Raw genomic sequence first — 25,191 nt, forward strand, 5'->3', positions numbered from 1 at the left:
ATTATAGCCTAGTTGAAGCAAAGTTTCATGGAGGTATTTCTTGAAACTGGAATTTGCTTCAGAAGTTATTAAATAGGTAGGAATAGATAAAACCCTGGAAAAATGTCATAAAATGTTCACAAATAAAAAAGGAAAAAATCCGGAGCTACTCCGGATTTTCACTTCATTTTGAATGCGTACTATCCAACATTTCTTTAAATCGTGATTCTTTTTGTTTCATACTCCACCATAGCATCGCAAAACCAAAGAGGAACAGGCTCCCCGTGACGTAAAACACGGTTGAAATGTCAAATTGAGCTGAAATAATACCACCGAGAAGAGGACCTGCTACATTGCCAAGAAAGCGGAAGCTTTGGTTGTAGCCAAGAATTTCACCTTGCAGTTCAAGAGGAGATTCCATCCTGATATGGGCGGTAATACACGGCAGCATTCCCCCGACTGCCATGCCAAACAGGAAACGGAGAAAGACAAGTTGCCAAAGAGCCGTTACAAGCGCTTGCGGCACAATCAATATGGCAGCGAGCACCAGCAGAATCATTAACACTTTGTCATGCCCGATACGATCCCCCAGGTCGCCCCACTTTCTGGTAAGAAGCAGGTTTCCAAACCCTGTTGCAGAAAAAGCGAGGCCCGAAAGAAAAGCAAGGTTACTTCCGGTGGTCAATTCACTGACATATAAGGCAAGGAGCGGCTGAATGCTGAACAGACCTACTTGAATGATAAAAGCAATTGCCATGACGCTAAGGAGCATGCGCCGAGATATAATCATTCGCATGACGTCTATTCTTGACGGCTGGGTTTTCTTTTTTTCACCAGGGGCCAGTGGCTTTTCAACGATGCCAAGGATGACAACAATCGTTGCAATAACAATGGAAACAGAAGTAATGACAAACGTATATTGGAAACCGAATGAATCGGCCATGAGCCCTCCGATGACAGGTCCAAACAATGTGCCCGACACGGTTCCCATTTGAAGCGTTCCGAGGACTTTTCCAACTTCTTTCTTAGAGGTTTGTTTAGAAATAAGTGCGGTAGAAGTTGGGATAAAGCCCGTGACAATTCCCATGATCAATCGCAACAAAAAAAGCCCATGTACGTGATCCATGAACCCCATCAAGAAAATGCTCGTCGCTATACCTAAACCATTCATCACAAGAATCGGCTTAAAGCCGTACTTATCACCAATTCGTCCCCAAACGGGAGACATCAGAAAGGCAGTTACGAAAGTTACTCCAAAGATAAAGCCCGCCCAGCGCTGTATATATTCATCACTAAAGTGTCCAAAAGTACTGATATACAAGGAAATGAAAGGCAGAACCATTGTCATGCTGGCGGCCACAAGAAAGTTGCAAACCACCATGATCAATAAATTCCGTTTTTCATAATCGATAAAAAACACCTTCTTAAATTTTTGTTTCGCTATCCTAAATATTATTATATACGAAAACACTTACTTTTCAATTGATTGGCACTGTCCCATGGCGCAAGACCAAACAGTGTGGGTGCAGCTTTTCAGCCAACGCAGTATCTTTGCATTAGTGACGTATTGAACAATCCCTAACTTCGAAAAAAGTTGTACGGGAGAGGAGAAATTCTTCCTCTCAATTAAGGCGTTGAAGTTATGACTCAAGTCTCCTACAATGCCACATCCGTTCCTTCCTTATTTATAGTTTGTCCGGTGGAGCTGGCGGCCACAAGAGTTCTTGCCGGCGACGGTGTTAAGCGGTGACACCTTGTAACTGAAGGCGCTCTAATAATCTTGATGGCGGGGAGTCCAAACATCGGCATTGTCCGGGTGAAGGGAAGATTCCTAGCGAATCGTTCTTGATTCTGTTGTTTCGTCTGTCTCAGTGCTTCATGTTTGGCGGTGGGGAGCCAAGCTCCGCACTTTGGGAACTGGAAGCTTTATTCATGAAGTGATATGCCGACAAGTGTTCTTGATCCTGTTCTTTCAATCACATTGTGTTTTCGATGAAAAGCCTGTTTTTGGAAAACGTGAAAAAGCCGAACCCTTGCATGATTCAGCTTTTTCGAAGAGCCGGAAATTCAATGGAATACATCAGTTCATAGTCTTTCATTGATTCATACAACATTTCCAGGCTCCGGGAGCAGTATGGGTCCTCTGGTTTTGCGGAAAGTTCATCATATAGTTTCTGGACGGATTCGAGTAAACTTTTTTTGTAGTTTGGGACAGGGCCTTCAAAAGGACGGACCATATTGGCGGGAACATTTGTCTGTTCGCGGTAGGCGAGCGCTTTTCTACCGGGAAAGAAAGGAACGTCTGCCTGCCTCGGGTTATGAAGGTCTCCCTGTATCGGATGTTTTAAAACTGCCATGATGCGGACAGTATAAGTGTCGGGATTGATAGCCGTAATCTCACCGATATAAGTACCTGTTTTCTTGAATGCCTTTACAATTTGACCGATTTCCATAGTAATCACCTCTTAACCATCATTATGGATGAGAATGCAGAAAAATGAAAGAAGGATGATTTTTTATAGAGATTACTGTAAAGTATGTTTTGAGGTTTATCTTCGTTTGAAAATAATGAATCCTGAACAGACAAGGAGATGCAGAATATGGGAGAACAGACAATGTACCCGCAGCTATCAGCTGAAACAGTGGAAAACGAAAAAATTGTTCAAATGAATACGTCTTTAGGAGCTATAAAATTGAAATTATTTCCCGAACACGCTCCGAAAACGGTCGAAAATTTTATGACACATAGCAAAAATAATTATTATAACGGGATTATTTTTCACCGCGTAATCAAAGACTTTATGGTGCAAGGCGGGGACCCGACCGGAACAGGCATGGGTGGCGAAAGCATTTACGGAGCCCCTTTTGAAGACGAATTTTCGCGTGAACTGTTTCATTTGCGCGGGGCACTTTCCATGGCCAATGCCGGTCCCAATACGAACGGTAGCCAGTTTTTCATCGTTCAAAACAGTCATATGGATGCCGGAATGAAAGGGCAGATGGAAAATGCCGGCTTTCCGAAAGAGATTGTGGAGGCGTATATGGAGTCAGGTGGAACACCGCACCTGGACTTTAGGCATACAGTGTTTGGACAAGTAATTGAGGGCATGGAAGTTGTCGATAAAATTGCCAATGCTGAAACCGGTATGGCGGACAAGCCAGTAGAAGACATTACGATCGAAAGCATTGATATTATTAAGGAATAAGAGAAAAGCCACGGCTTTTTAATCGGAGCGATGCTCTCGACCCCGTTTTTATGGGCGAGCATCGCTCTTCCTATGTATTAACGAAATGATGGAGGAAGGCTTGGGTCATGTAGCTCAGGCCGAATGAAATACCCGCGTATAGGCGAAAATACCCGCGTATAGCCGGAAATACCCGCGTATAGCCGGAAATACCCGCGTATAGCCGGAAATACCCGCGCATAGCCGAAAATACCCGCGTATAGCCAGGAAATCCCTTCAGCTGAACGATATGCATGCGTACAAATAAATGTAACATTGATGACGGTCCGTTTTTCACAATGGTATTCATAATCGTCACTATTTCGGCATTGGAACGGCTTGTGGAAACTTGCTATAATGGATGTATATCCAATGAGGAAAGGATGCGTCTCTCATGTTATCGATCGTAGATTCTTTTATGATATATATGCCATTTTTATATTTTCCGGAAGATAAGTCAGAGTATATTCCGGCAGCAATTTCAATGGCAATCTTTGGAGCCGCATGTGTCCTGACTTTTATATTTATTAAAAGGGTTTCTAAAAAGCAGGAGCTTAAAACGAAAGAAATTGAAGAACGCATTAATCGGGAACGAAACAGCAAGCACGTTTAAGGCACCTTTGTAAGGGTGCTTTTTATTTAGGGGGAAAATTTATAATATTCCGACAAAATCAAGGGTGTGCCGGTGCAGAGGATGCGACGGACAAGAAGCTTTTTCAGTAAAGTTGCCAGCAGAAAAGCATGAGCTTTTTAAAGGTTTCGTCCTAGTGGCCACCGCTGTCCAAAAGGAAAAAGCATTATTGCCCTAAAGCAAAACGAGCTCTATTAAAACTTTTCCATTCTAGTGTTGCCATTGTCATAAAGGAAAGAGAAATATTGCTCAAAGCAAAACGAGCTCTACTAAAATTTTCCATTCTAGTGTCGCCATTGTCATAAAAGGAAAAAGCAATATTGCCCTAAACTAAAGCCAAATGAGCTCTATTAAAACTTTCCATTCTAGTGTCGCCATTGTCATAAAAGGAAAAAGCATTATTGCCCTAATGAAAAACGACCTCTATTAAAGCTTTCTATTCTTGCGCCACCACCATCGTGCTAAAGGGAGTAAAGTATTGCCCGCAGGAAAGAGTGAGTATGAGGCCGGTGTCTGTTTGCCGGACTAGCTGGGAAGTCATGATGCTATGTTCATCTTGAGGCAAAATTGCATGGCATTCTATTACGGTCTTCCATTTGGTGCGATGCTTGCCGGAGATCAAGACGGAGTCCACTTTACCGTTAGTATGAAATGAGTATTCAATGCGCACTCACATCCTCTCGCTAGCGTCTGGAATAAACCCGCAATTTCATGGTTACAATGGGATAAGAAAGGAGCGGGGATGGGATGAATATTCAAAAGCTCGGGATTGTGACCGTTTTATTTCTTGTCGGTTGTACGGGGAATCCTCCTACGAAATTTGATGTAGACGTGAAAAACCCGGATGGCGATTCACTGGGAAAAATTACTATTGAAGAAAAAGCAGATGGCATGCATTTAAAAGGGGATTTACAGGGCTTGCCTCCAGGTGAGCTTGCGATGCATATTCACGATCGCGGCAAATGCGAGCCGCCTGATTTCATTTCGGCAGGCAATCATTTCAATCCAGATAAAAAAGAACACGGGTTATTAAATGCGAAGGGCCCGCATGCAGGGGATTTGCCTAATATTACCGTCGATGAAGACGGAAAGGCCAAGGTCAAGATAACGGCAACAGGGATTACCTTTAAGGAAAGCAAGATCTCTCTGTATACAAATAAGGGAACGTCACTTGTTATCCATGAAAAAGCTGACGACGGAATGTCACAACCGGCAGGAGATTCAGGGGCAAGGATTGCTTGTGGGGAAATTACGAAAGACCGAAAGCCGGCAAAATAAAAGAGAGAACGAGTTGTTTTTACGTTCTCTCTAGACAGAGCCCTTATGTAAGGGCTAATCTTAATCGGTTCATGCCTTCCTTAACTATGTCTCTCGGGCAGGCGACGTTCATGCGCACAAATCCTTCTCCGCCGGGTCCGTATCCGTCTCCAAAGTTCAAAGCAAGCTTGCCTTTTTCCAAAAGGCGCTTTTTCAATTCCGCATCTGGTAATCCCATTTTTCTGCAGTCGATCCAAACCAAATACGTTCCCTCCGGCTCAATCACGGACAGTTCTGGCAGATTCTTCGCCACTTCCTCTTTCACAACTTCGATATTGCCGCGAATATAGTTCATCGCGTCATCCAGCCAGCTTTTTCCATGGGTATAAGCAGCTTCCATCGCAATTTGCCCGAATGTGTTGAGAAAGGAGAAGCCATCTTTGGCTTGGGCGGCCGCCATTTTTTTTCTTAAGTCAGGGTTCGGAATTACCATGAATGAAGCCTGTAATCCAGCCAGGTTGAATGTCTTCGATGGAGCCATGAAAGTCAGGGTCATATCCGCTATCGAATTGTCCAATGTCGCAAGTGGGACATGTTTATATGGTGGAGCTACGAGATCGGCATGTATTTCATCTGCCGCAATCACCACACCATATTTACGGCACAGGCTGGCCATTTCAGAAAGCTCATCCCTAGTCCACACCCTGCCGGCAGGATTATGCGGGCTACTGAGCAAGAATAGCTTCACTCCGGCTTTTAACTTTTCTTCGAAGTCGGCAAAGTCAATTTCATAGCGGTTATTTTTCAATAACAACTGCGAGTTGCACACGATCCGCTCGTTTCTTTCAATTGTATGAAAAAAAGGGGTGTAAACAGGGGATTGTAACAGCACTTTGTCTCCCGGTTCCGTAAATGTTTGAATCGCCATGCGTAAAGATGGAATAACACCGGGACTGAATAAAATACATTCTGAAGAAACGTCCCATCCATGCTGGTGTTTTAACCAATCGATGATTGCCTCATACGTACTGTCAATAGCAATGGTGTATCCGAAAACCCCATGTTCGACTCTTTTTTCCAATGCTTGCAACACAGCCATGGGCGGGGTAAAATCCATGTCTGCTACCCACATCGGGAGTAAATCTTCTTTTCCAAAGACTTCTTTCAACCCGTCCCATTTCAGCGCCTGGGTATTTTTGCGGTTTATGTATTTGTCAAAATCAACCATACCAGTATTGCCTCCCCTTATCACAGTATCCAGATTCCTTGTAGCCCCCATTATAATTCATTGCGAGAAAAAATTGTTAGGTATTTAAAAATTTGCGGATTTGTTCGTATACTTTCTGGGGCTTCTCTTCCGGAAGTAGATGACCGGTGTTTTTTAGCACAACGAGTTGGCTGTTCGGCAAATCTTGTACAAGTCTTTCCCCAATTTGAAGCGGAACGATCCGGTCGTGCTCCCCCCAAATCAGAAGGCAGGGCGTTTGGATTTTTCGCAAACACTCTTCGGGAAGGTCTCCTTCTCTGTGCCGAATCATTCGCGCGAGTGCGGAAAATATTCGCGAATCCTCAAACTGTTCCGCATATCCCTGAATCATTGTGCCGTCAATTAAAGACTGGTCATATACAACATTTTTTAAATTTCCAATAACGCCGGTTCTACCTAAATAATGTTTTACGAATTGCGAAAAGAATGGAAGGTAAGATGCCAGCACATGGTGTTTCTTGGCTCGTTTATAGTAGCTGGAACTGGCCAACAGTATCGCTTTTTTAATTTTCTCGGGATGATGGAGCATCATGTTCAAGGCAATTTGCCCTCCCATGGAATGCCCGGTAAGAGAAAAAGTTCTGATTCCGAGAGTGTCTGTCAGCTGTAGCACGGTTTCAGCAATATTTTTGTAAGAGTAGAAGTATTTTTTAGATTTGTCGCTTTTGCCAAATGGGGGCATGTCGACGCAAATGACGTGATAATCGTTCGTTAAATAAGGTATAAGCTTTCTAAAGCTGAATGAAGAGGACAAAAAACCGTGGAGCATGACAAGTGTTTGCCTTTGTTCCATGTTTTCGCTTTCCTCATAATAAATGCGGAATCCGTTTATTTCCGCCGTTTTTCCAATTAAGTTGGTACCCACGGACATCCCTCCTTTTTAAGCTTAAATCAAACATTCATTGCCTTGTCAATAAAAAAATCCGTGACCTGTACACAGGCCACGAAAATCAAAAAAGGGGGAATACTGGAATGTCTTACAATAAAAGTATTACCGAAAATATGGCTTTTAAAACTTCGATTTTATTTTTTTTGTAAAACAGCGGCATCGCTTTTCCACTTGGGTCGGAGGACCATATTCCCCAAAACAGCCGATTGATTTCAGTCGTGTTTCATGTTATTATTCTTTATTGCGTTAATCAAAGGATAAAATTCAATTATATTTAGGAGTGTTTCCATGGCAACTCAATACAAGCAAGGCGACATACTGACGGGAAAAGTAACGGGTATCAAGCCGTACGGGGCCTTTGTCGCGCTTGATGATGAAACCCAGGGTCTCGTTCACATTTCCGAAATTAAACACGGATTTGTAAAGGATATCCATGACGTTTTGCATATCGGTGACGAAGTAAAGGTAAAAGTGCTGCAAATCGATGAGGAAAAAGGAAAAGTCAGCCTTTCCATCCGTGCGCTTGAAAAAGAAAACGCTCCACAAAAACAAACAAAAGCCCGCAGGCGGCAAGGAAGTATCCAGCTGGATCATGCAGGCGAGGAAGGCTTTAATACGTTAAAAGCCAAATTGAAAGAGTGGATAGAAAAGTCCGAAAGGGAGGATTTGATTAAAAAGTAAGCAAAAGCTGATTCCAAGCTGAATCAGCTTTTCTTCTTTTTATCAAGCAGGCCGAGTTTCCGAATTCGGTATTGCAAGTTTTGCCTGCTCATTTTTAATGATTCAGCCGTTTTTGTAATATTATGATCGTGTAACTTTAAAGCTTTTTGCAAGTAGTAAACTTCCGCTTCTGTCATATACTCATCAAACGGTTTTATGTCCTTCCCTCTTTGAACGAGAAGTGCATCCGCCTTTTCAAACGTTTTTTTCCGAAATAAGGATGGCAGATGGCTTACGGCTAATTGTTTTGCATCATCCGCATTTTTAATTGCCGATTCAATAACATATTTTAACTCTCGCACATTCCCGGGCCATTCATACTGAGAAAAAAGCTCAAAGACTCCGTTTGAAATGGATTGTACAGAAGCGCCAAGCAGCTCATTATATTCGTTTAGAAATTGATGAGCCAAGAGCGGCACGTCTTCCAACCTGCTTTTTAACGCCGGGATGAAAATGGCGGCACCTGCCAGTTCGTAATAAAGGTTTTTCATTAGTTTACCATCTGCTGCCGCGTCTATTGGATCGAGGCATGTTGCAAAAATCAGGCGCGGCAAGGCTTTTTCTGATGATTGTTTTCTATCACGGATGATATGAAGGAGCCTTTGCTGAAGCGGGATAGACAATGCTGTCAGCTCATCAAAAAAAATGGTTCCAATGTTCGGATCGTTCAATATCCCGCCATCACGCATGCCAAACAACATTTCTTCCAATTGCCTGTTTTCATAGGAGATGCAACTTAATAGATAAAAGGGTTTTCCGGATACTTCGCTGTCATGATGTATGCAGTGGGCAAATGTTTCTTTACCGGTGCCAGCTTCTCCACTGATCAGGACGGGGAAGGTTGCGCCGGCCATTTTTTTTGCTTGATGTACCGCACTGACAAACTCGGGATGCTCTCCTGCAAGGTCTAAAAATGCACAACCGATCTGTATGTCTCTTTGCAGATGGTTTTGCACAACCTGCTCCAGTCTCGTTACATCCTTTGCTATTTCAATTGCGCCAATGATTTCCCCGTTGTGGAACACTGGGTGAGAGTCGTTGATCGTATTAATTTCTTCCCCTTTTATATTGATGTATTTTTGCCGCCTGTTGCATTCGGGCTTTTTTGTCCGCAACACTTTTAAAAGAGTACTTTCCTCATCATAAAATTGAAAAACATCCATAATGTTTTTATCCAATAAGTCTTCCAATTCCATTCCTTCGATTTCTCTCATTTTTCGATTATAAATGATCGTTTTTCCTTCAAGATCAACAGCATGTACGCCCGCATCGATGTTTTCCAGAACAGCGTTATATAAATGTAAAAGCATCTTTTGATCCATCTTCAAGATTCCCCTTTAAAAAAATACTTGAATTTTGTTGAATTATTTTGCATTATTATATACAGATACAACTTATTAATGCAAATTTTTTTTGCATTTAATAAGTTGTTGTGAAAGGAAAAATAATAACAAGGGAGGATATGAAATGATTGAATACAAACATGAACCATTCACGGATTTTTCAAAAGAGGAAAACAAGAAAGCGTTTCAAGCGGGAATGGAGCTTGTAGAAAGCTATCTTGGCCAGGATTATCCATTAATCATCGGCGGTGAACGGATTGAAACGGAAGAGAAAATCACTTCGGTTAACCCCGCGAACAAAGTGGAAGTTGTCGGCCGCGTATCCAAAGCGAACCGGGAATTGGCGGAGCGCGCCATGAACAGTGCGCTGGAAGCCTTTGAGTCGTGGAAAAAAGTAAAGCCGGAAGTCAGAGCAGACGTTCTTTTTAAAGCCGCGGCCATTGTCCGCCGCCGGAAGCATGAATTTTCCGCCTTGCTTATGAAAGAAGCCGGAAAGCCGTGGAAAGAAGCCGATGCCGATACGGCAGAAGGCATTGATTTCTTGGAATACTACGGCCGGCAAATGCTGGAGCTCAAAGACGGCAAAAAAGTGCAAAGCCGTCCGGGGGAATATAACCGCTATGATTATATCCCGCTTGGCGTCGGCGTCGTTATTTCTCCATGGAACTTTGCGTTTGCGATTATGGCGGGGACAACCGTTGCTGCCGTCGTGAGCGGAAATACGGTTCTTTTGAAACCGGCTTCCACAACACCTGTTGTTGCTGCCAAATTTGTGGAAGTGCTGGAAGAAGCAGGCCTGCCAAAAGGCGTTGTCAACTACATTCCGGGAAGCGGCGCGGAAGTCGGCGACTATCTCGTCGACCATCCGAAAACACGCTTTATCAGCTTTACAGGCTCAAGAGAAGTCGGAACGCGAATTTATGAGCGCGCGGCTATCGTGAACGAAGGACAAATCTGGTTGAAACGTGTTATCGCCGAGATGGGTGGAAAAGACACGATCGTGGTCGATAAAGAAGCGGACCTTGAACTGGCTGCTCAATCCATCGTCCAATCGGCATTCGGCTTTTCCGGACAGAAGTGTTCTGCTTGCTCCCGAGCCGTCATCGTCGAAGACGTATATGACCAAGTGCTCGAACGGGCAGTGGCGCTTACGAAAGAATTGACAGTCGGCGACCCGATGAATCCGGACAACTTCATGGGGCCGGTGAACGATCAAAACGCATTTGATAAAATCATGAAATACATTGAGATCGGGAAAACAGAAGGCGAATTAATGGCTGGCGGTGAAGGAGACGACTCGAAAGGATATTTCATCCAACCGACGATTTTTGCAGGGCTTGATCCGAAAGCGCGCCTCATGCAAGAAGAAATCTTCGGACCGGTCGTGGCTTTTGCCAAAGCGAAAGACTTCAATCATGCTCTGGAAATCGCCAATAATACGGAATATGGCTTGACAGGAGCCGTTATTTCCAACAACCGCGCGCACTTGGAGCAGGCGCGGGAAGATTTCCATGTGGGCAACTTGTACTTCAACCGCGGCTGTACGGGAGCCATTGTCGGTTACCAGCCTTTTGGCGGTTTCAACATGTCGGGAACCGACTCAAAAGCGGGTGGCCCGGATTACTTGTTGCTTCACATGCAGGCGAAAACAACGTCTGAAATGCTGTAAGAAATGGAAGGCCCTCTTCTTTGAGGGTCTTCATGTGAAAATATAAGGGGGAACATACGAATGTCCAATTCTGCTCAAATTATTGAACAAACCGAAAAATTTGGTGCCCGCAACTATCACCCGCTTCCCATTGTTATATCAGAAGCCGAAGGTGTATGGGTCCAAGATCCGGAAGGCAACCGTTACATGGATATGCTAAGCGCTTATTCAGCAGTAAATCAAGGTCATCGCCACCCGAAAATTATCCAGGCGTTGAAAGAACAGGCCGATAAAGTAACGCTAACTTCAAGAGCTTTTCACAATGATCAGCTTGGACCTTGGTATGAAAAGGTTACGAAATTGACCAATAAGGAAATGGCTCTTCCGATGAACACGGGCGCTGAAGCTGTTGAAACAGCAATTAAAGCAGCTCGCCGCTGGGCATACGATGTAAAAGGAGTTGCCAATGACAAAGCGGAAATTATTGCGTGTGAAGGCAATTTCCACGGACGTACAATGGCTGCCGTTTCACTTTCTTCTGAAAAGGAATACCAACGCGGGTTTGGTCCGCTGCTCCCTGGAATCAAGCTTGTTCCATATGGGGATTTGGAGGCCTTAAAGGAAGCCATTACACCGAATACAGCGGCATTTTTAATTGAACCAATTCAAGGAGAAGCCGGTGTTATCCTCCCTCCTGAAGGATTTTTGAAAGCTGCTCGGCAAGTATGTAAAGAAAACAACGTCCTCTTTATAGCCGATGAAATTCAAGCGGGGCTCTGCCGCTCGGGTAAAATGTTTGCTTGCGACTGGGAGAACGTGGAACCCGACATGTTTATTTTAGGAAAAGCATTAGGCGGCGGGGTATTCCCAATCTCTTGTGTGTGTGCCGACCAAGACATTTTGGGCGTATTCAATCCTGGTTCACACGGATCCACGTTTGGCGGAAACCCATTGGCCTGTGCCGTATCAATCAAAGCTCTGGAAGTATTGGAAGATGAAAATCTTGCGGCGCGTTCACTTGAACTTGGGGAGTATTTTATGTCAAAATTGAAAGAGATTGAAAACCCAATGATCAAGGAGGTCAGGGGAAAAGGTTTATTTATTGGCGTAGAATTGCATGAGGAAGCACGTAAATATTGTGAATCGCTTAAGGAACAGGGACTGCTTTGTAAAGAGACACACGATAATGTAATCCGCTTTGCTCCGCCACTTGTCATAACGAAAGAAGATTTGGATTGGGCGCTCACACGTATTAAAAAAGTGCTATCATAATGGTATAATGTTTTTGATCACAATATAAAGAGGCGAAAAAAAACGATGGCAGAGAATCTTAACTTATTTACATCAACTCAAAAGGTTATTAAACATAGCCTGAACAAGCTTGGATTTGGGGAGGAAATGTATGAACTGTTAAAAGAACCGATTCGAATGTTGACCGTAAGAATCCCGGTTAAAATGGACGATGGTTCCGTCAAAGTTTTCACCGGATATCGTGCCCAGCACAATGATTCCGTCGGCCCTACCAAAGGAGGGGTTCGCTATCATCCTGATGTGACGGAAGAAGAAGTCAAAGCGATGTCTCTATGGATGACCATCAAATGCGGGATCGTCAACTTGCCGTACGGCGGTGGAAAAGGCGGGATTGTTTGTGATCCTCGTACGATGTCTATGGGTGAAATCGAACGTCTCAGCCGCGAATATGTAAGGGCCATCAGCCAAATTGTCGGCCCTACAAAAGACATTCCGGCACCAGACGTATATACGAACTCCCAAATCATGGCTTGGATGATGGATGAGTACAGCCGTCTCCGTGAAAACGATTCTCCAGGGTTCATCACGGGTAAACCGATTGTTCTTGGCGGTTCCCAAGGAAGAGAAAAAGCCACTGCTCAAGGAGTAACTATTTGTATAGAAGAAGCTGCCAAAAAGCGCGGGATTGATTTAAAAGATGCGAGAATTGTTATACAAGGATTTGGCAATGCGGGGAGCTTCCTGTCGAAATTCCTGTATGATGCGGGTGCAAAAATTGTCGGTATATCTGATGCTTATGGCGCTCTTCATGATCCGGACGGACTTGATATTGATTATTTGCTTGACCGCCGGGACAGTTTTGGAACGGTTACGACCCTTTTTGAAAATACCATTACGAACAAAGAGCTGTTTGAATTAGACTGCGACATCATCGTTCCAGCAGCTGTATCGAACCAAATTACTGGGGAAAATGCTCCGAATATTAAAGCATCCATCGTTGTAGAAGCTGCCAATGGACCGACAACAGACGAAGCGACGAAGATTTTGACCGAACGGGGAATTCTCCTTGTGCCTGACGTACTTGCGAGTGCCGGTGGAGTGACCGTTTCCTACTTTGAATGGGTGCAAAATAACCAAGGCTATTATTGGCCCGAAGAAGAAGTCAATGAAAAATTAACAGCCAAACTGGTAGACGCCTTTAATAATGTATATAATCTATCGCAAAGTAGAAGAGTCAATATGCGCCTTGCCGCATATATGCTGGGCCTTCGCAATGTCGCTGAAGCGTCCCGTTTCAGAGGCTGGGTATAAAGTGAAACTTCATTCAGCGAGTTTTTTTCGCTAAATGTTAGTAGAACCAATCGGGCATTTACTGGCAGTTGACCCAGCACTTTCTACCTTACATTTAGATTTCTAAGCAAATGGGCTTACTGCCAGTTAATGCGGGATAATTAAGAGAAGACTGCCAAAAAGGTGGTCTTCTTTTATTTGAAAATAAAAAGCATAACTCCCCCGTTAAGGAGGAATAATAAGAAAAATAACGGAGGGAGTAGCAGTATGATTCAAATCGACTCAACAATAGAAGGCAGGCGCTTTAATTTGCACCACCTGGAGCAGTTGCTAAAACCGCGCGGATATACAATTGGCGGAAACTGGGACTATGACAGAGGCTGTTTCGATTATAAAATGGCTGATGATGGCGGCTATCAATTTTTGCGCATTCCTTTTACCGCAGTGGAAGGCGAACTTGACAGCAGAGGAACAGTAGTTGAGATGGGAAAGCCGTTTGTCCTCAATCATGTTTACCAACGCGGATTGGACGACCATGTAGATGTGGGCAATATGACCGCTACACTAAATCAATTTCAAGAACCTGAAGATCCGGATGGCTCGGTTGATGAAAAATATATCATCCAAGGAAAAAAACTTGTCAAGCAACTCGAGTCCATTCTTTCTAAATGATACAGATATTGTTGTTCAAAAATTACTATTATCACCTTCGGAAGATTAGAGTGAGAAGGCTGCCACGAAAGAACATGGACAGCCCTTTAGATATTCTTCATTGACTAGGCAATGATGAGGACTTTAATATCCCGGCAGTCTACATATGCATCTGCTGTACCGATACGTAGTGTCACGTAGCAAGTTTCACTATCATAGCTAATAAACAGTGCACTTAAGAGTTGCGGCGCATCACCAGTAGAGAATAAAATGGGAGTATTTCTGGCAAGATCCTTTAGCTGCTCACAGGCAGAACCGTTGCATTGCTCTCGTTCGCAGCAGAAATGGTCATGTTTATGCATGTGCTCACCCCTTTCATGCAAGTAATGCATGTGGTTATCCCAATCATGGTGACAATGACCTTGTTTATGCATGTGATCGTCCCAATCCTGGCAATCATGTTTATGCATGTGGTCATCCCAATCGTGGAGGTAATAATCGTGCGTTTGTTTGCGTTGTTTTCTTTTATTATCGCTATGGCGATGTCTGCGCTCTGGGGCTCCGCAATCGCACCAATCATCGTCGCTGTGTCGATGTTCGACGACATCTCCTGAGTCCCAGATTAATGGTCTGCGTCGACAAGAGTAGTCTTCACGTTCGTGCGCAAAATCTTCCACGATGTACACTTATATCACTCCTTTTTCGTTAATAAAGGCAAATATGCCTTTGTTAATAGTCTATTAAGGAAATTTGTACATTGATTGGACAATCGCTCTAATGAAAGAGAACATTTTTTATGTGAAAACGCCGATTTAATTCGATGCTCGCAAAGCATTTACTGATTGTTCTACTGCTGTTTTTGTTTGCTCCAATATTTCTGAAAGATCGGCTTCCAAGTTTACTTCTTGCAGGTTTTGAAGGGGATCCAATATTCTTTTGACATGCTTTAATGCTTCGTTGTTTTCAAGGACCTTGGAAAGTTGATCCAGGTTTTGTTGAGAAATGGCTGACCCTTTTGCTGGATTTAAGATATCTGCTTTCATTTTCTCGGAAAGCTCCTTGAGATGATTAAGCGAATTTTGGTTAGAAGGCAACACTGATCACTCCTTTTTCACTTTTATTAATAGGATATTATTCAGGAGTGAATAACGATTGGACAAACAAATAGATAGATGCACATTTTTTCTATACATGTTCAGAGAGAGTTTCTGAAAAGACGAAAAAAGCAAGGTCTGCCAAGGACCTTGCTTTTCTTTATGGTTGTTCGGGAGCTGATAAATGGAGTGGAGGGGGAATAAGCCACCCTTTTTCTTTGTTTAATCTTAATATCTTTGCGCCAAGCTGGGCTTTACTCATGTGCATTTGTCCGAACATCATTGCAATATCTTCTCGATTACACATTCCCATTGTTTGACTACAAGCAACTAGGCCGGCAACTATATCAATTGAAAGCTTGGCTGCGATTTCCTGGTCGTAAAACTTGGCACCTGCCGGAATGTCTTCCAAATCAGCCAAAGGCCGTTCCGGAGGAGCTGGTGGAAGGTTGATACCATTTATCTTGAGTACATCCTCCAACCCCTTGCTATCGGTTTTTGCTAACTCGATAGCTTCTTCTAAAATTCTTTTCAGATCTTTGTCTCCTACATGATTTAGGAGTGTTTGATACCCGCCTATCATTACTTTACAGCCCATTAAGGCTGTCCAAATTGCAAACACCTCACCATAATGCAACGGTTCGTTTTTAGGATTGCCACTTAAAACGCCCATATAACTCCTCCTGTAAATATGTTTTTTCACGTGTTAGTTTTTGTAAAAAGGGAAAAGTTATACCAAAGAGGGGACAAAATAAATATAGACAAGTCTATGCTATAATGAATAAGCAAAAAATATGGGAACGAAAGTTCAGGGAAAGAAGGAAGTTTAATGGAGACGGCTGCAACAACTTTGGGATTCACTATTTCTTCTGCAGCGATGATCGCATTACTCAAAATTATTTCAATCGATATTATATTGTCCGGCGACAATGCAGTAGTCATTGCGATGGCTACAAGGCAATTGCCGAAAGAACAGCGCAATAAAGCCATCGTTTGGGGAACAGCAGGTGCAGTGGCACTGAGGATTCTATTTGCCATTTTGATTGTCTGGCTGTTGAAAATACCATTCGTTCATTTAATTGGAGGATTACTGCTTCTTTGGATTGCTTTTAAAGTACTTGTCGGTGGTGAAGAAACGGCTAACATTTCTGCCTCAAACAGTTTGATGAAAGCAATTGGAACGATTATTCTCGCAGACGCGGTAATGAGCTTGGACAATGTAGTGGCTGTCGCTGGAGCAGCCGACGGGCATATATTTATGTTAATGCTGGGGGTCGTAATCAGTATTCCGATTATGATTTATGGTTCGGTTTTTATTGTAAAAGCAATGGAGAAATATACGTGGATCGCCTATGCCGGATCAGGGATTCTTGCCTGGACAGCCGGAGAAATGATCCTGCGTGAAGATCATGTCCATGATATCTTCAACATTGCGAACAACTCAATAGAGTACATGATTACAGCCGGATTGACCTTTTTCATACTGCTGGCCGGATATATATCGAACAAAAAATCACGAGTAAAAAGAAAAGAAAAGCATTAAGAAATGATGCTGCAACAAGTGACAAAAAATCATCTATAGATCGTCTATATCGTTAACCAAACAGCCGGGATGTTCGCCTTTTATCGGCGTTTTTCCACAAAATGTTTAAGAGGCGAGTGTTATCAAAAATATCAATTAACCGCTTGTTTGCTAGACTTGAATGTGGAATAGGCGAATAGAAAGAGAGCTCCTATTCTTCTAAACTCTTATTTTGAATATAGCAACCATTTTTCTATTAAAATAGCACTCTAATTGCAGGTGGTGTCTACAATCAGAGTGCAGGTCAAATCACTAAATAATTGGAAGTTTTTTTCTATGTTTCTTGGGATATCGTCTTTAACTTATTTTCAAGCAATTTTTTATTATTCAAGATTCTCTCATCTGTTGGACGGTATTCTCGGGCTTTTTCGTTGTGTTCATAAGACTTTTCAATATCATTTAATTGATAATAACATACACAAAGTTGCAAATGTGGATACCAAGTAGAGTAGGCAGGATAGGTGAAGCTCCATCTGTTAGGGTCATCAGGCAGATTTGTAGCCAGCTCATACCAAAATATAGCTGATTGATAGTCCTTCTGTTGTTGAAATTGGTAACCAATTCGACTGCAAACTTCGGGACGAGGAATTTTAGAAAACGATAAAGACATTAATAATGATCGTAATTCTTCCTTGTTATTTCCCAAAACACGATGGCAATCTGCACGGAACATACAGGCATATATTTTATCTTCTACCCAACCTTCAGCCATTTCGATGTTCTTAGTGTAACTCTCAATCGCTTCTTTATAATATTGATTTTCCCGTAATTCATTCCCATAATAAAAATAATCCCGGGGTGAAAACGGATCGCCATTCGCAATTTTTTCTTTGTAAATGGAGAGGTTCCTGCCAACGGCGTGTTTCTTTTTTAAATGGGTGACCGCGATATCGGAATTTATTATATTACCCCATACTGCAATGTAATTGTGAACATCACCATGCCATTGAAACTGACGGCTTCGTTTTAAAAGTCGATTTCTTCGGTATCGTAATGTGACATTGCCGTACTCATCTATTCCCGCATTGTAATACATTGAAACAGAATCGACCTCAGGGTCCAAAGTTTCTTTCAACAATTTAAATTTTTCCCGATCTTCTTCCATCAGCACGTCGTCCGCATCAAGATATAGTATATAGTCCTTAGTTGCATATTTAAAAGATTCATTCCTGGCATCTTTAAATTTTCCTGTCCATTCAAAGAAAAATACACGGTCCGTATATTTTTTTGCGATCTCTACCGTTTTATCTGTTGAACCTGTATCCACAATGTTAATTTCATCTACTAAATCCTTAACCGAATCAAGGCATCTTTCAAGTACTTCTTCTTCATTTTTGACGATCATACATAAACTAATGGTTATCATGATTTTTCCCTCCTATATTTTTAAATAAGAAGATACTCAAATGAGTATCTGAGTATCTTCCATTTTAGGAATTGGGGGAAGAAGCCTGATGCTAAAGGTGTTATTTAAAATAAAGTATGAATGTTTTTATGATTGGTGAGCCCCCCAACTCAGTTTTTGTCACTAAGGCCCAGTCGGTCCCGTCGGTCCAGTCGGTCCTTGAGGTCCTGTGGCTCCTGTAGGTCCTTGAGGTCCGGTAGGCCCTGTAGCTCCCGTAGGTCCTTGAGGTCCAGTCGCCCCCGTAGTTCCCGTAGGTCCTTGAGGTCCCGTGGCCCCCGTCGGTCCCGTCGGTCCAGTCGGTCCTTGAGGTCCCGTGGCCCCTGTCGTTCCCGTCGGTCCTTGAGATCCAGTGGCTCCCGTAGTTCCTGTAGGTCCTTGAGGTCCGGTAGCCCCTGTCAGTCCCGTAGGTCCTTGAGGTCCCGTAGCTCCCGTAGGTCCTTGAGGTCCTGTGGCTCCCGTAGTTCCCGTAGGTCCTTGAGGTCCTGTGGCTCCCGTAGTTCCCGTAGGTCCTTGAGGTCCTGTGGCTCCTGTCGTTCCTGTAGGTCCTTGAGATCCCGTGGCCCCTGTCAGTCCCGTAGGTCCTTGAGGTCCCGTAGCTCCCGTCGTTCCTGTAGGTCCAGTCGGTCCCGTGGCCCCCGTAGTTCCCGTAGGTCCTTGAGGTCCCGTGGCCCCCGTAGTTCCCGTAGGTCCTTGAGGTCCCGTAGCTCCTGTTGGTCCAGCAGGTCCGATAGGTCCCGTGGCTCCCGTAGTTCCCGTAGGTCCTTGAGGCCCTGTGGCTCCCGTAGGTCCTTGAGGTCCCGTGGCCCCCGTAGTTCCCGTAGGTCCTTGAGGTCCGGTGGCTCCCGTAGTTCCTGTAGGTCCTTGAGGCCCTGTGGCTCCCGTAGTTCCTGTAGGTCCTTGAGGTCCCGTAGCTCCCGTAGTTCCTGTAGGTCCTTGAGGTCCCGTAGCTCCCGTAGTTCCCGTAGTTCCTGTAGGTCCTTGAGGTCCTGTGGCTCCCGTCGGTCCAGTCGGTCCAGTCGGTCCTTGAGGTCCCGTGGCCCCTGTAGTTCCCGTAGGTCCTTGAGATCCAGTGGCTCCCGTCGTTCCCGTAGGTCCTTGAGGTCCCGTAGCTCCCGTCAGTCCCGTAGGTCCTTGAGGTCCCGTGGCCCCCGTAGTTCCCGTAGGTCCTTGAGGTCCCGTGGCCCCCGTAGTTCCCGTAGGTCCTTGAGGTCCCGTGGCCCCCGTAGTTCCCGTAGGTCCTTGAGGTCCGGTGGCTCCTGTAGTTCCTGTAGGTCCTGTAGGTCCTTGAGGTCCCGTAGCTCCCGTAGTTCCTGTAGGTCCTTGAGGTCCCGTAGCTCCCGTAGTTCCCGTAGGTCCTTGAGGTCCGGTGGCTCCCGTAGTTCCTGTAGGTCCTTGAGGTCCCGTAGCTCCCGTCAGTCCCGTAGGTCCTTGAGGTCCAGTCGCCCCAGTCGTTCCCGTAGGTCCTTGAGGTCCTGTGGCTCCCGTCAGTCCCGTAGGTCCTTGAGGTCCTGTGGCTCCTGTAGTTCCTGTAGGTCCTTGAGGTCCGGTGGCCCCTGTCGTTCCTGTAGGTCCTTGAGGTCCCGTGGCCCCCGTAGTTCCCGTAGGTCCTTGAGGTCCCGTAGCTCCTGTTGGTCCAGCAGGTCCTTGAGGTCCCGTGGCTCCCGTAGTTCCCGTAGGTCCTTGAGGTCCCGTAGCTCCCGTCAGTCCCGTAGGTCCTTGAGGTCCCGTGGCCCCCGTAGTTCCCGTAGGTCCTTGAGGTCCGGTGGCCCCTGTAGTTCCTGTAGGTCCTTGAGGTCCGGTGGCTCCTGTCGTTCCTGTAGGTCCTTGAGGTCCCGTAGCTCCCGTAGGTCCAGTCGGTCCCGTGGTTCCCGTAGGTCCAGTCGGTCCCGGTGGCCCCTGTAGTTCCTGTAGGTCCTTGAGGTCCGGTGGCTCCTGTCGTTCCTGTAGGTCCTTGAGGTCCCGTAGCTCCCGTAGGTCCAGTCGGTCCCGTGGTTCCCGTAGGTCCAGTCGGTCCCGTGGCTCCCGTCGTTCCCGTAGGTCCTTGAGGTCCAGTAGCTCCTGTTGGTCCAGCAGGTCCGATAGGTCCCGTGGCCCCCGTAGTTCCCGTAGGTCCTTGAGGTCCGGTGGCCCCTGTAGTTCCCGTAGGTCCTTGAGGTCCGGTGGCTCCCGTCGTTCCTGTAGGTCCTTGAGGTCCCGTAGCTCCCGTAGCTCCCGTAGTTCCCGTAGGTCCTTGAGGTCCCGTGGCCCCTGTCGTTCCCGTAGGTCCTTGAGGTCCGGTGGCCCCTGTCGTTCCTGTAGGTCCTTGAGGTCCGGTGGCTCCCGTCAGTCCCGTAGGTCCTTGAGGTCCGGTGGCTCCTGTAGTTCCTGTAGGTCCTTGAGGTCCCGTAGGTCCTTGAGGTCCCGTAGCTCCTGTTGGTCCAGCAGGTCCGATAGGTCCCGTGGCTCCCGTAGTTCCCGTAGGTCCTTGAGGTCCCGTAGCTCCCGTCAGTCCCGTAGGTCCTTGAGGTCCCGTGGCCCCCGTAGTTCCCGTAGGTCCTTGAGGTCCGGTGGCCCCTGTCGTTCCTGTAGGTCCTTGAGGTCCGGTGGCTCCTGTAGGTCCAGCAGGTCCAGTAGGTCCAGGAAAACCAGGAGAACCAGGAAGACCCTCGAATTCCAGTAAATTAACATCATCTACCAATACTCTATAAATAGAGCCCACCACACCTGGTTTAATAATTTCTACTCTTGCTTGAGTTGCTGTAGGAGGTGCTGGATCTGTAACGTGATAAATTTCTTTCCAAGCTTCAAAAGTCGGGCTAGAGAAAATGCTTCCAAAGTTAACTTCTGTATCCAACCCGATCCCAACTTCTTCATCATTGTCATTTAGATATACAATTCGTAAAATGATTTGGTTATTAAATCCTTGGGTTGCCAATGATACTTTAAATAAATAGGTTTCATTAGGTGTGATTGGAACGGTTTGCGAAAGGGAGGATGTTTGGGAACCTATATCGAAGGAAGCTGCAAATTCGCCGCTATGAGCATTTGTTGAAGTAATGGTAGCATTGACAGCATTCCAGAATTCGAAGGTTCCAGTTTCGAATCCTTCATTTCTTATTAAATTAATGACTGACAAGCAATACCCTCCTTTTTTTAAAAAGTAGTTCAATTGAATTGATCCAAAATGAACTCACAATATACTATGTATTGGAGAGAAGCTTGTTCAGGCAAAATCTCTATTGTTAACGCACATTTAACTAATAAATTGTCGTTTTGGCTCGATACCGCCTATTAGAATAAGGATTAAAGCTGAAAGGAAAAGATAATGAATTCAAAAAAATCTGTAGTTCATATGGGTATCTACAGATTTGAAAATAATGGAGTTTATATAGCAGATCCTTATAAGATGGCATTTATTTCTTTCAGCAAATATTTTGCCCGTTCGTCATTTGTATGGTGTTTATGAATAAATTGATAACCGTTTTCTGTAATCCGCATGCGTTCTTCATCATTGGCCAAATAATACTCTGCCTTTTCCATAAAATTGTCAACCGTGCAAGCAACATAGTTTTCTTTATCAATAAAACCTAAGTCTACGAGGTCATTGTTCGGCTCCGCCAAAAGTAGTGTTTTACAAGCGGGCGCCTCAAAGAACTTAAGAACGGCTACCCGGCCTGTCTTGTAGCGGCCGCCGCAAGTGAAGAATATTTTGGAGCGATTCAGCTCTTTGGCATATTTTTTATTTACAATTAATTGGTCGGATTGTGTAGCTAGATGACCTGGATGGGGATGATAGACAAATCCCGGTTTATCCTTCAGATTGGAAAAAACAGCGTCCCTGAATTCATACCTTCCTTTTAAAGGTATCGTATTGGGCAGCTGATGACGTCCATGTGCATTTTTATCAACATACACCAATCCCATAAGCAATAAATCAATTTCTTTTTCCAATCCATAATCTTTCATTACTGCAGGGTTAATCGCCCAAGGGAGCCAGCGGAACTTATGTTTAAATTGTGGAAACGACCTAAGAAATGGATACTTAGTCGCTGAAAAAATAAGGTCTATGTCATTTTTTTGAAAATATTGAATTCGTTCATCAGGATTCCAGTGAAGATCAATAACAAAGCAACCTTTGGGAATATCTATATCGGCTAAACCTTCAATTTTGGGCGCCATGAGATCATACCAAGCTATATCATAATGGAAGATAAAGTCGGGTTCCATATTTAATGTTTTTAGTATGTCTTTTATATGGCCATTATGATGCCAATAATAGACATCAGCGTACTTTTCAAGGGCATCAAAAATATCTTTTTTTACTTTATGTTTCGGGTATAACCAAAAAGGTTTCACAAGTACTAAGATTTTTCGTTTTTTTTCCATGCGCCTCATCACCTTTGATTCTTTTTGTGTCAATATATATATATGGTAAAAAGGTGAATTTGTTTGGACGGCGTGAATAATTAAAAATAAAAAACTGGGACACAACAAAATCAGCCGATGAAAAAACGAACAATACAGTGAAACTTCATTCAGCAGGAGTTTTCTTCGATCCTCCTACTGAATGTTAGTTGAACCAATCGGGCATTTAGGAGCCGTTTTCTCCCACTTGGATCTTTTGTGTTCACTCAAGATTTTGAAGTGGGAGGCTTACGGCACCTTACATGTCGGATAAATGGTCCCAGTGTATCATACGCAAGCTTTTAGCGTAGTCAAAATAGGTAGACTCCTACGGGAATAGCTCGAGCTGAAGATCCCGCAGGAAAGCGACCTTTGCTTTCCGAGGAAGCTGAAGCCGGGCCCGCGGAAAGCGAAATATGTTGACGTAGCGATGAAAATAGTATTTACTGATGTCCCAGCTTTTTAGTGGTCACATTCTCCAAACAAATATGCTTTTCTGGAGTGATTCTGTAGGAACAGCTCCTTTTAAATCCATTAAGATTCCTTTGTTGTTTTTAAATAAGGCATTCAAATCAGCCATTTTAAACTCTTTATGAGGTACAGTTAAAAGAACAACATCGGACTTTTTAAGTTGATCGAATGGTTTCAAGTCGATATTCATATGTTTTTTCTGGTCGTTCGTAATGTTTGGATCACATACTTGAAGAGGTAAACCAAGATCCATCAATTTCTTTACTAATTCCAAAGACTTTGAATTTCTGACATCAGAAATGTTTTCTTTAAAAGTGATGCCGAGGATTGTAATCAACACGTCTTGAACATTTAGTTTATGGGACATCATTAATTGCAATAAAGACGTTACAATATATTCTGGCATAAAATCATTTATTTTCCTGGCTTCAGAGAGAAAACTTGGATAATACCCTTCCAATTTCGACTTGTGCATTAAGTAGTAGGTATCGACTCCGATGCAATGGCCTCCAACTAAGCCAGGCGACAAGGGAATAAAATTCCATTTTGTTTTCGATGCGGCAAGTACATCATACGTATCAATGTTTAGTCGATCAAATATGAGAGAAAGTTCATTCATAAAAGCGATATTGATGTCACGTTGGGTGTTTTCGACAATTTTGGAAGCTTCCGCAACTTTGATGGAGGAAGCTTTATAAATGCCGGCATCAATCACGCTGTGATACATTTTGAATATTTTTTTCAAAGTATGATTGTTTTGCCCAGAAACAACCTTTGGTATTGTATGAAAAGTATGTTCTTTATCCCCAGGGTTAATTCGTTCAGGTGAGTAACCGACAAAGAAATCAACTCCGGATTTTAATTCGGAGTATTTTTCTAATATTGGAATGCAAACATCTTCAGTCGTGCCAGGGTATACGGTAGATTCATAAACTACGATTGTTTGTGGGGAAAGATTTCTTCCGATGATGGCGGATGCTTCTTCAAGATAAGATAAATCAGGTTCCTTCGTTGAAGTAATCGGTGTTGGAACCGCCACAATAATGAAGTTACACTCTTTGAGCTTTTCTTCATTATATACAAATTCAATACCCGCTTTTTTTAAATCCTCGCTTGGAACTTGGCCTGCTGGATCTACATGATTGCTTAACAAGTTAATTTTCTGTTGATCAATATCAAATCCCACGACCTTGTATTTTTTAGAAAATCCCACTGCCACGGGAAGGCCGACATAACCAAGGCCAACGACACCTACTTTTGTGTTTTGTAATGTCAAGTCTATTTGGTCATCTTTATTCGAATTTTTGGCATGAATGTTGGTTTCATCCTTCCCTGTTGCTCCTATTACCTGTTCCCCCTGTTTTCCAAAAGGGACGTTTTTTTTCATTTTCGAGTAATGTGAATCCTGCTGAATGTCCACTATTGATTTTCCTTTCCTAAACGAAATTATTAATTTTATATGCAACAGGGCGTAAAACTGCCAAGCATTCTTGGAAAAAAAGGCGTCATCACTAGGATCAATGTTATTCGTCTCTTTTCGAGTCGGGGGATGTGTCAGAGAAAGCAGTGATTTAAGATATGCGGCTTGTTATCTATATTGTTACTTTTTATTTTTGGTGCGTGATGTTGACTCTCTGGTTATATTTCAAATAAGATCGTGCTCAAAAAGGGAGGAGTATTTAATGGATAACACTATGCTATAATAAATGGCGGAAAAAAAGAGTTGCTTATTTTATCGGGCATGAACTGGCAGTCAGATCCCCCAATCAGAATGCGGGATGAAAAAGAAAAGCGTGGATCAACTGCCTGATTAGCTCAGGCCGCAGGAGAAGAAAAACGTTGTGTCAAAACATCGCGTGTTTTTCTAGGTTCTCAATACAATACACAAAGGCGTTGCGGTGGACAGGAAATCATTGGCAAGTGAATCGACAGCTCAAGGAAAGCTCATCAGCTGCAAGTGAATCGACAACTCAAGGAAAGCTCATCAGCATCGTCATCATACGAAGAAAAAAGCGCGCGCTTCGAGGTCGCCATCGCTCGGCTTGCCGACAGGACGCGGCTTAGCTTTTTTGCTTCTTATCAGCGGGGATTTGAGATTCGCAGGCT

Annotated in this window: 20 protein-coding genes and 2 pseudogenes; 11 read left to right on the forward strand and 11 right to left on the reverse strand. The window is 44.0% G+C overall.

What is annotated here, in order from left to right; genetic code table 11:
* Positions 1-163: 163 nt before the first annotated feature.
* Both MHB50_RS03350 and MHB50_RS03355 read right to left on the reverse strand, forming a co-directional pair.
* A complete protein-coding gene (locus MHB50_RS03350) occupies positions 164-1,390 on the reverse strand; it encodes an MFS transporter (RefSeq protein WP_139345607.1) in 1,227 nt (408 codons plus the stop codon).
* A gap of 631 nt (positions 1,391-2,021) precedes the next feature.
* Positions 2,022-2,432 (reverse strand): kinase-associated lipoprotein B, encoded by a 411-nt coding sequence (locus tag MHB50_RS03355; protein WP_077111155.1) that lies wholly within the window; start codon positions 2,430-2,432, stop codon positions 2,022-2,024.
* A gap of 147 nt (positions 2,433-2,579) precedes the next feature.
* Between MHB50_RS03355 and MHB50_RS03360 the strand changes: the two genes are divergently transcribed.
* The 3 genes from MHB50_RS03360 to MHB50_RS03370 all read left to right on the forward strand — a co-directional run bounded on the left by MHB50_RS03360 (position 2,580) and on the right by MHB50_RS03370 (position 5,112).
* Positions 2,580-3,185, forward strand: a complete 606-nt coding sequence (locus MHB50_RS03360) for a peptidylprolyl isomerase (protein ID WP_339161960.1) — start codon at positions 2,580-2,582, stop codon at positions 3,183-3,185.
* Between the two features lie 412 nt (positions 3,186-3,597).
* A complete protein-coding gene (locus tag MHB50_RS03365; protein WP_083717414.1) occupies positions 3,598-3,816 on the forward strand; it encodes a hypothetical protein in 219 nt (72 codons plus the stop codon).
* A 765-nt stretch (positions 3,817-4,581) separates the two neighbouring features.
* Entirely contained in the window at positions 4,582-5,112 is a 531-nt protein-coding gene (locus MHB50_RS03370) for a superoxide dismutase family protein (protein ID WP_340084857.1), read from the forward strand.
* A 43-nt stretch (positions 5,113-5,155) separates the two neighbouring features.
* Here the strand turns inward: MHB50_RS03370 and MHB50_RS03375 are convergent, their stop codons facing one another.
* Positions 5,156-6,319 carry a MalY/PatB family protein gene (locus MHB50_RS03375; RefSeq protein ID WP_340084858.1) on the reverse strand — a complete coding sequence of 388 codons (1,164 nt, stop codon included), beginning with the start codon at positions 6,317-6,319 and terminating at the stop codon, positions 5,156-5,158.
* A 76-nt stretch (positions 6,320-6,395) separates the two neighbouring features.
* Positions 6,396-7,223: an alpha/beta hydrolase gene (locus MHB50_RS03380; protein WP_339161966.1), complete on the reverse strand. Its 828-nt coding sequence runs from the start codon at positions 7,221-7,223 to the stop codon at positions 6,396-6,398.
* A gap of 312 nt (positions 7,224-7,535) precedes the next feature.
* On the opposite strand from MHB50_RS03380, the gene yugI reads away from it, so the two are divergent.
* Positions 7,536-7,928 carry a S1 domain-containing post-transcriptional regulator GSP13 gene (gene yugI, locus MHB50_RS03385; protein WP_077111159.1) on the forward strand — a complete coding sequence of 131 codons (393 nt, stop codon included), beginning with the start codon at positions 7,536-7,538 and terminating at the stop codon, positions 7,926-7,928.
* Positions 7,929-7,951: 23 nt separating this feature from the next.
* Here yugI and MHB50_RS03390 read toward each other — a convergent pair whose 3' ends face one another.
* Entirely contained in the window at positions 7,952-9,289 is a 1,338-nt protein-coding gene (locus tag MHB50_RS03390; protein ID WP_339161969.1) for a sigma 54-interacting transcriptional regulator, read from the reverse strand.
* A gap of 145 nt (positions 9,290-9,434) precedes the next feature.
* Between MHB50_RS03390 and pruA the strand changes: the two genes are divergently transcribed.
* The 5 genes from pruA to MHB50_RS03415 all read left to right on the forward strand — a co-directional run bounded on the left by pruA (position 9,435) and on the right by MHB50_RS03415 (position 14,764).
* Entirely contained in the window at positions 9,435-10,979 is a 1,545-nt protein-coding gene (gene pruA / locus MHB50_RS03395; protein ID WP_340084859.1) for an L-glutamate gamma-semialdehyde dehydrogenase, read from the forward strand.
* Between the two features lie 60 nt (positions 10,980-11,039).
* Positions 11,040-12,230 carry an ornithine--oxo-acid transaminase gene (locus tag MHB50_RS03400; RefSeq protein WP_339161972.1) on the forward strand — a complete coding sequence of 397 codons (1,191 nt, stop codon included), beginning with the start codon at positions 11,040-11,042 and terminating at the stop codon, positions 12,228-12,230.
* Between the two features lie 45 nt (positions 12,231-12,275).
* Positions 12,276-13,520 (forward strand): Glu/Leu/Phe/Val dehydrogenase, encoded by a 1,245-nt coding sequence (locus MHB50_RS03405; RefSeq protein WP_339161974.1) that lies wholly within the window; start codon positions 12,276-12,278, stop codon positions 13,518-13,520.
* A gap of 246 nt (positions 13,521-13,766) precedes the next feature.
* Entirely contained in the window at positions 13,767-14,171 is a 405-nt protein-coding gene (locus MHB50_RS03410; protein ID WP_340084860.1) for a YugN-like family protein, read from the forward strand.
* 329 nt (positions 14,172-14,500) lie between these two features.
* Positions 14,501-14,764: a hypothetical protein gene (locus tag MHB50_RS03415; RefSeq protein WP_340084861.1), complete on the forward strand. Its 264-nt coding sequence runs from the start codon at positions 14,501-14,503 to the stop codon at positions 14,762-14,764.
* A gap of 198 nt (positions 14,765-14,962) precedes the next feature.
* On the opposite strand, the gene MHB50_RS03420 is transcribed toward MHB50_RS03415, so the two are convergent.
* Positions 14,963-15,244 (reverse strand): hypothetical protein, encoded by a 282-nt coding sequence (locus MHB50_RS03420; protein ID WP_339161981.1) that lies wholly within the window; start codon positions 15,242-15,244, stop codon positions 14,963-14,965.
* A 160-nt stretch (positions 15,245-15,404) separates the two neighbouring features.
* Positions 15,405-15,917, reverse strand: a complete 513-nt coding sequence (locus MHB50_RS03425; RefSeq protein ID WP_340084862.1) for a DUF3231 family protein — start codon at positions 15,915-15,917, stop codon at positions 15,405-15,407.
* Between the two features lie 156 nt (positions 15,918-16,073).
* On the opposite strand from MHB50_RS03425, the gene MHB50_RS03430 reads away from it, so the two are divergent.
* Positions 16,074-16,787, forward strand: coding sequence for a TerC family protein (locus MHB50_RS03430; protein ID WP_339161983.1), 714 nt, complete (start codon positions 16,074-16,076; stop codon positions 16,785-16,787).
* 313 nt (positions 16,788-17,100) lie between these two features.
* Here the strand turns inward: MHB50_RS03430 and MHB50_RS03435 are convergent, their stop codons facing one another.
* Positions 17,101-18,192 (reverse strand): glycosyltransferase family 2 protein, encoded by a 1,092-nt coding sequence (locus tag MHB50_RS03435; RefSeq protein WP_340084863.1) that lies wholly within the window; start codon positions 18,190-18,192, stop codon positions 17,101-17,103.
* 982 nt (positions 18,193-19,174) lie between these two features.
* Between MHB50_RS03435 and MHB50_RS03440 the strand changes: the two are divergent.
* Positions 19,175-19,366: pseudogene (locus tag MHB50_RS03440) on the forward strand (hypothetical protein); the annotation flags it as partial.
* A 1,575-nt stretch (positions 19,367-20,941) separates the two neighbouring features.
* Here MHB50_RS03440 and MHB50_RS03445 read toward each other — a convergent pair.
* From MHB50_RS03445 to MHB50_RS03455, 3 genes and pseudogenes are all read right to left on the reverse strand, one after another.
* Positions 20,942-21,379: pseudogene (locus MHB50_RS03445) on the reverse strand (NTTRR-F1 domain); the annotation flags it as partial.
* Positions 21,380-21,609: 230 nt separating this feature from the next.
* Positions 21,610-22,596, reverse strand: coding sequence for a glycosyltransferase (locus tag MHB50_RS03450; RefSeq protein WP_340084864.1), 987 nt, complete (start codon positions 22,594-22,596; stop codon positions 21,610-21,612).
* 487 nt (positions 22,597-23,083) lie between these two features.
* Positions 23,084-24,505, reverse strand: coding sequence for a nucleotide sugar dehydrogenase (locus MHB50_RS03455; RefSeq protein ID WP_340084865.1), 1,422 nt, complete (start codon positions 24,503-24,505; stop codon positions 23,084-23,086).
* Positions 24,506-25,191 lie beyond the last annotated feature (686 nt).

This window comes from Siminovitchia sp. FSL H7-0308 (assembly GCF_037980985.1).
GTDB classification, from domain to species: Bacteria; Bacillota; Bacilli; order Bacillales; family Bacillaceae_C; genus Siminovitchia; species Siminovitchia thermophila.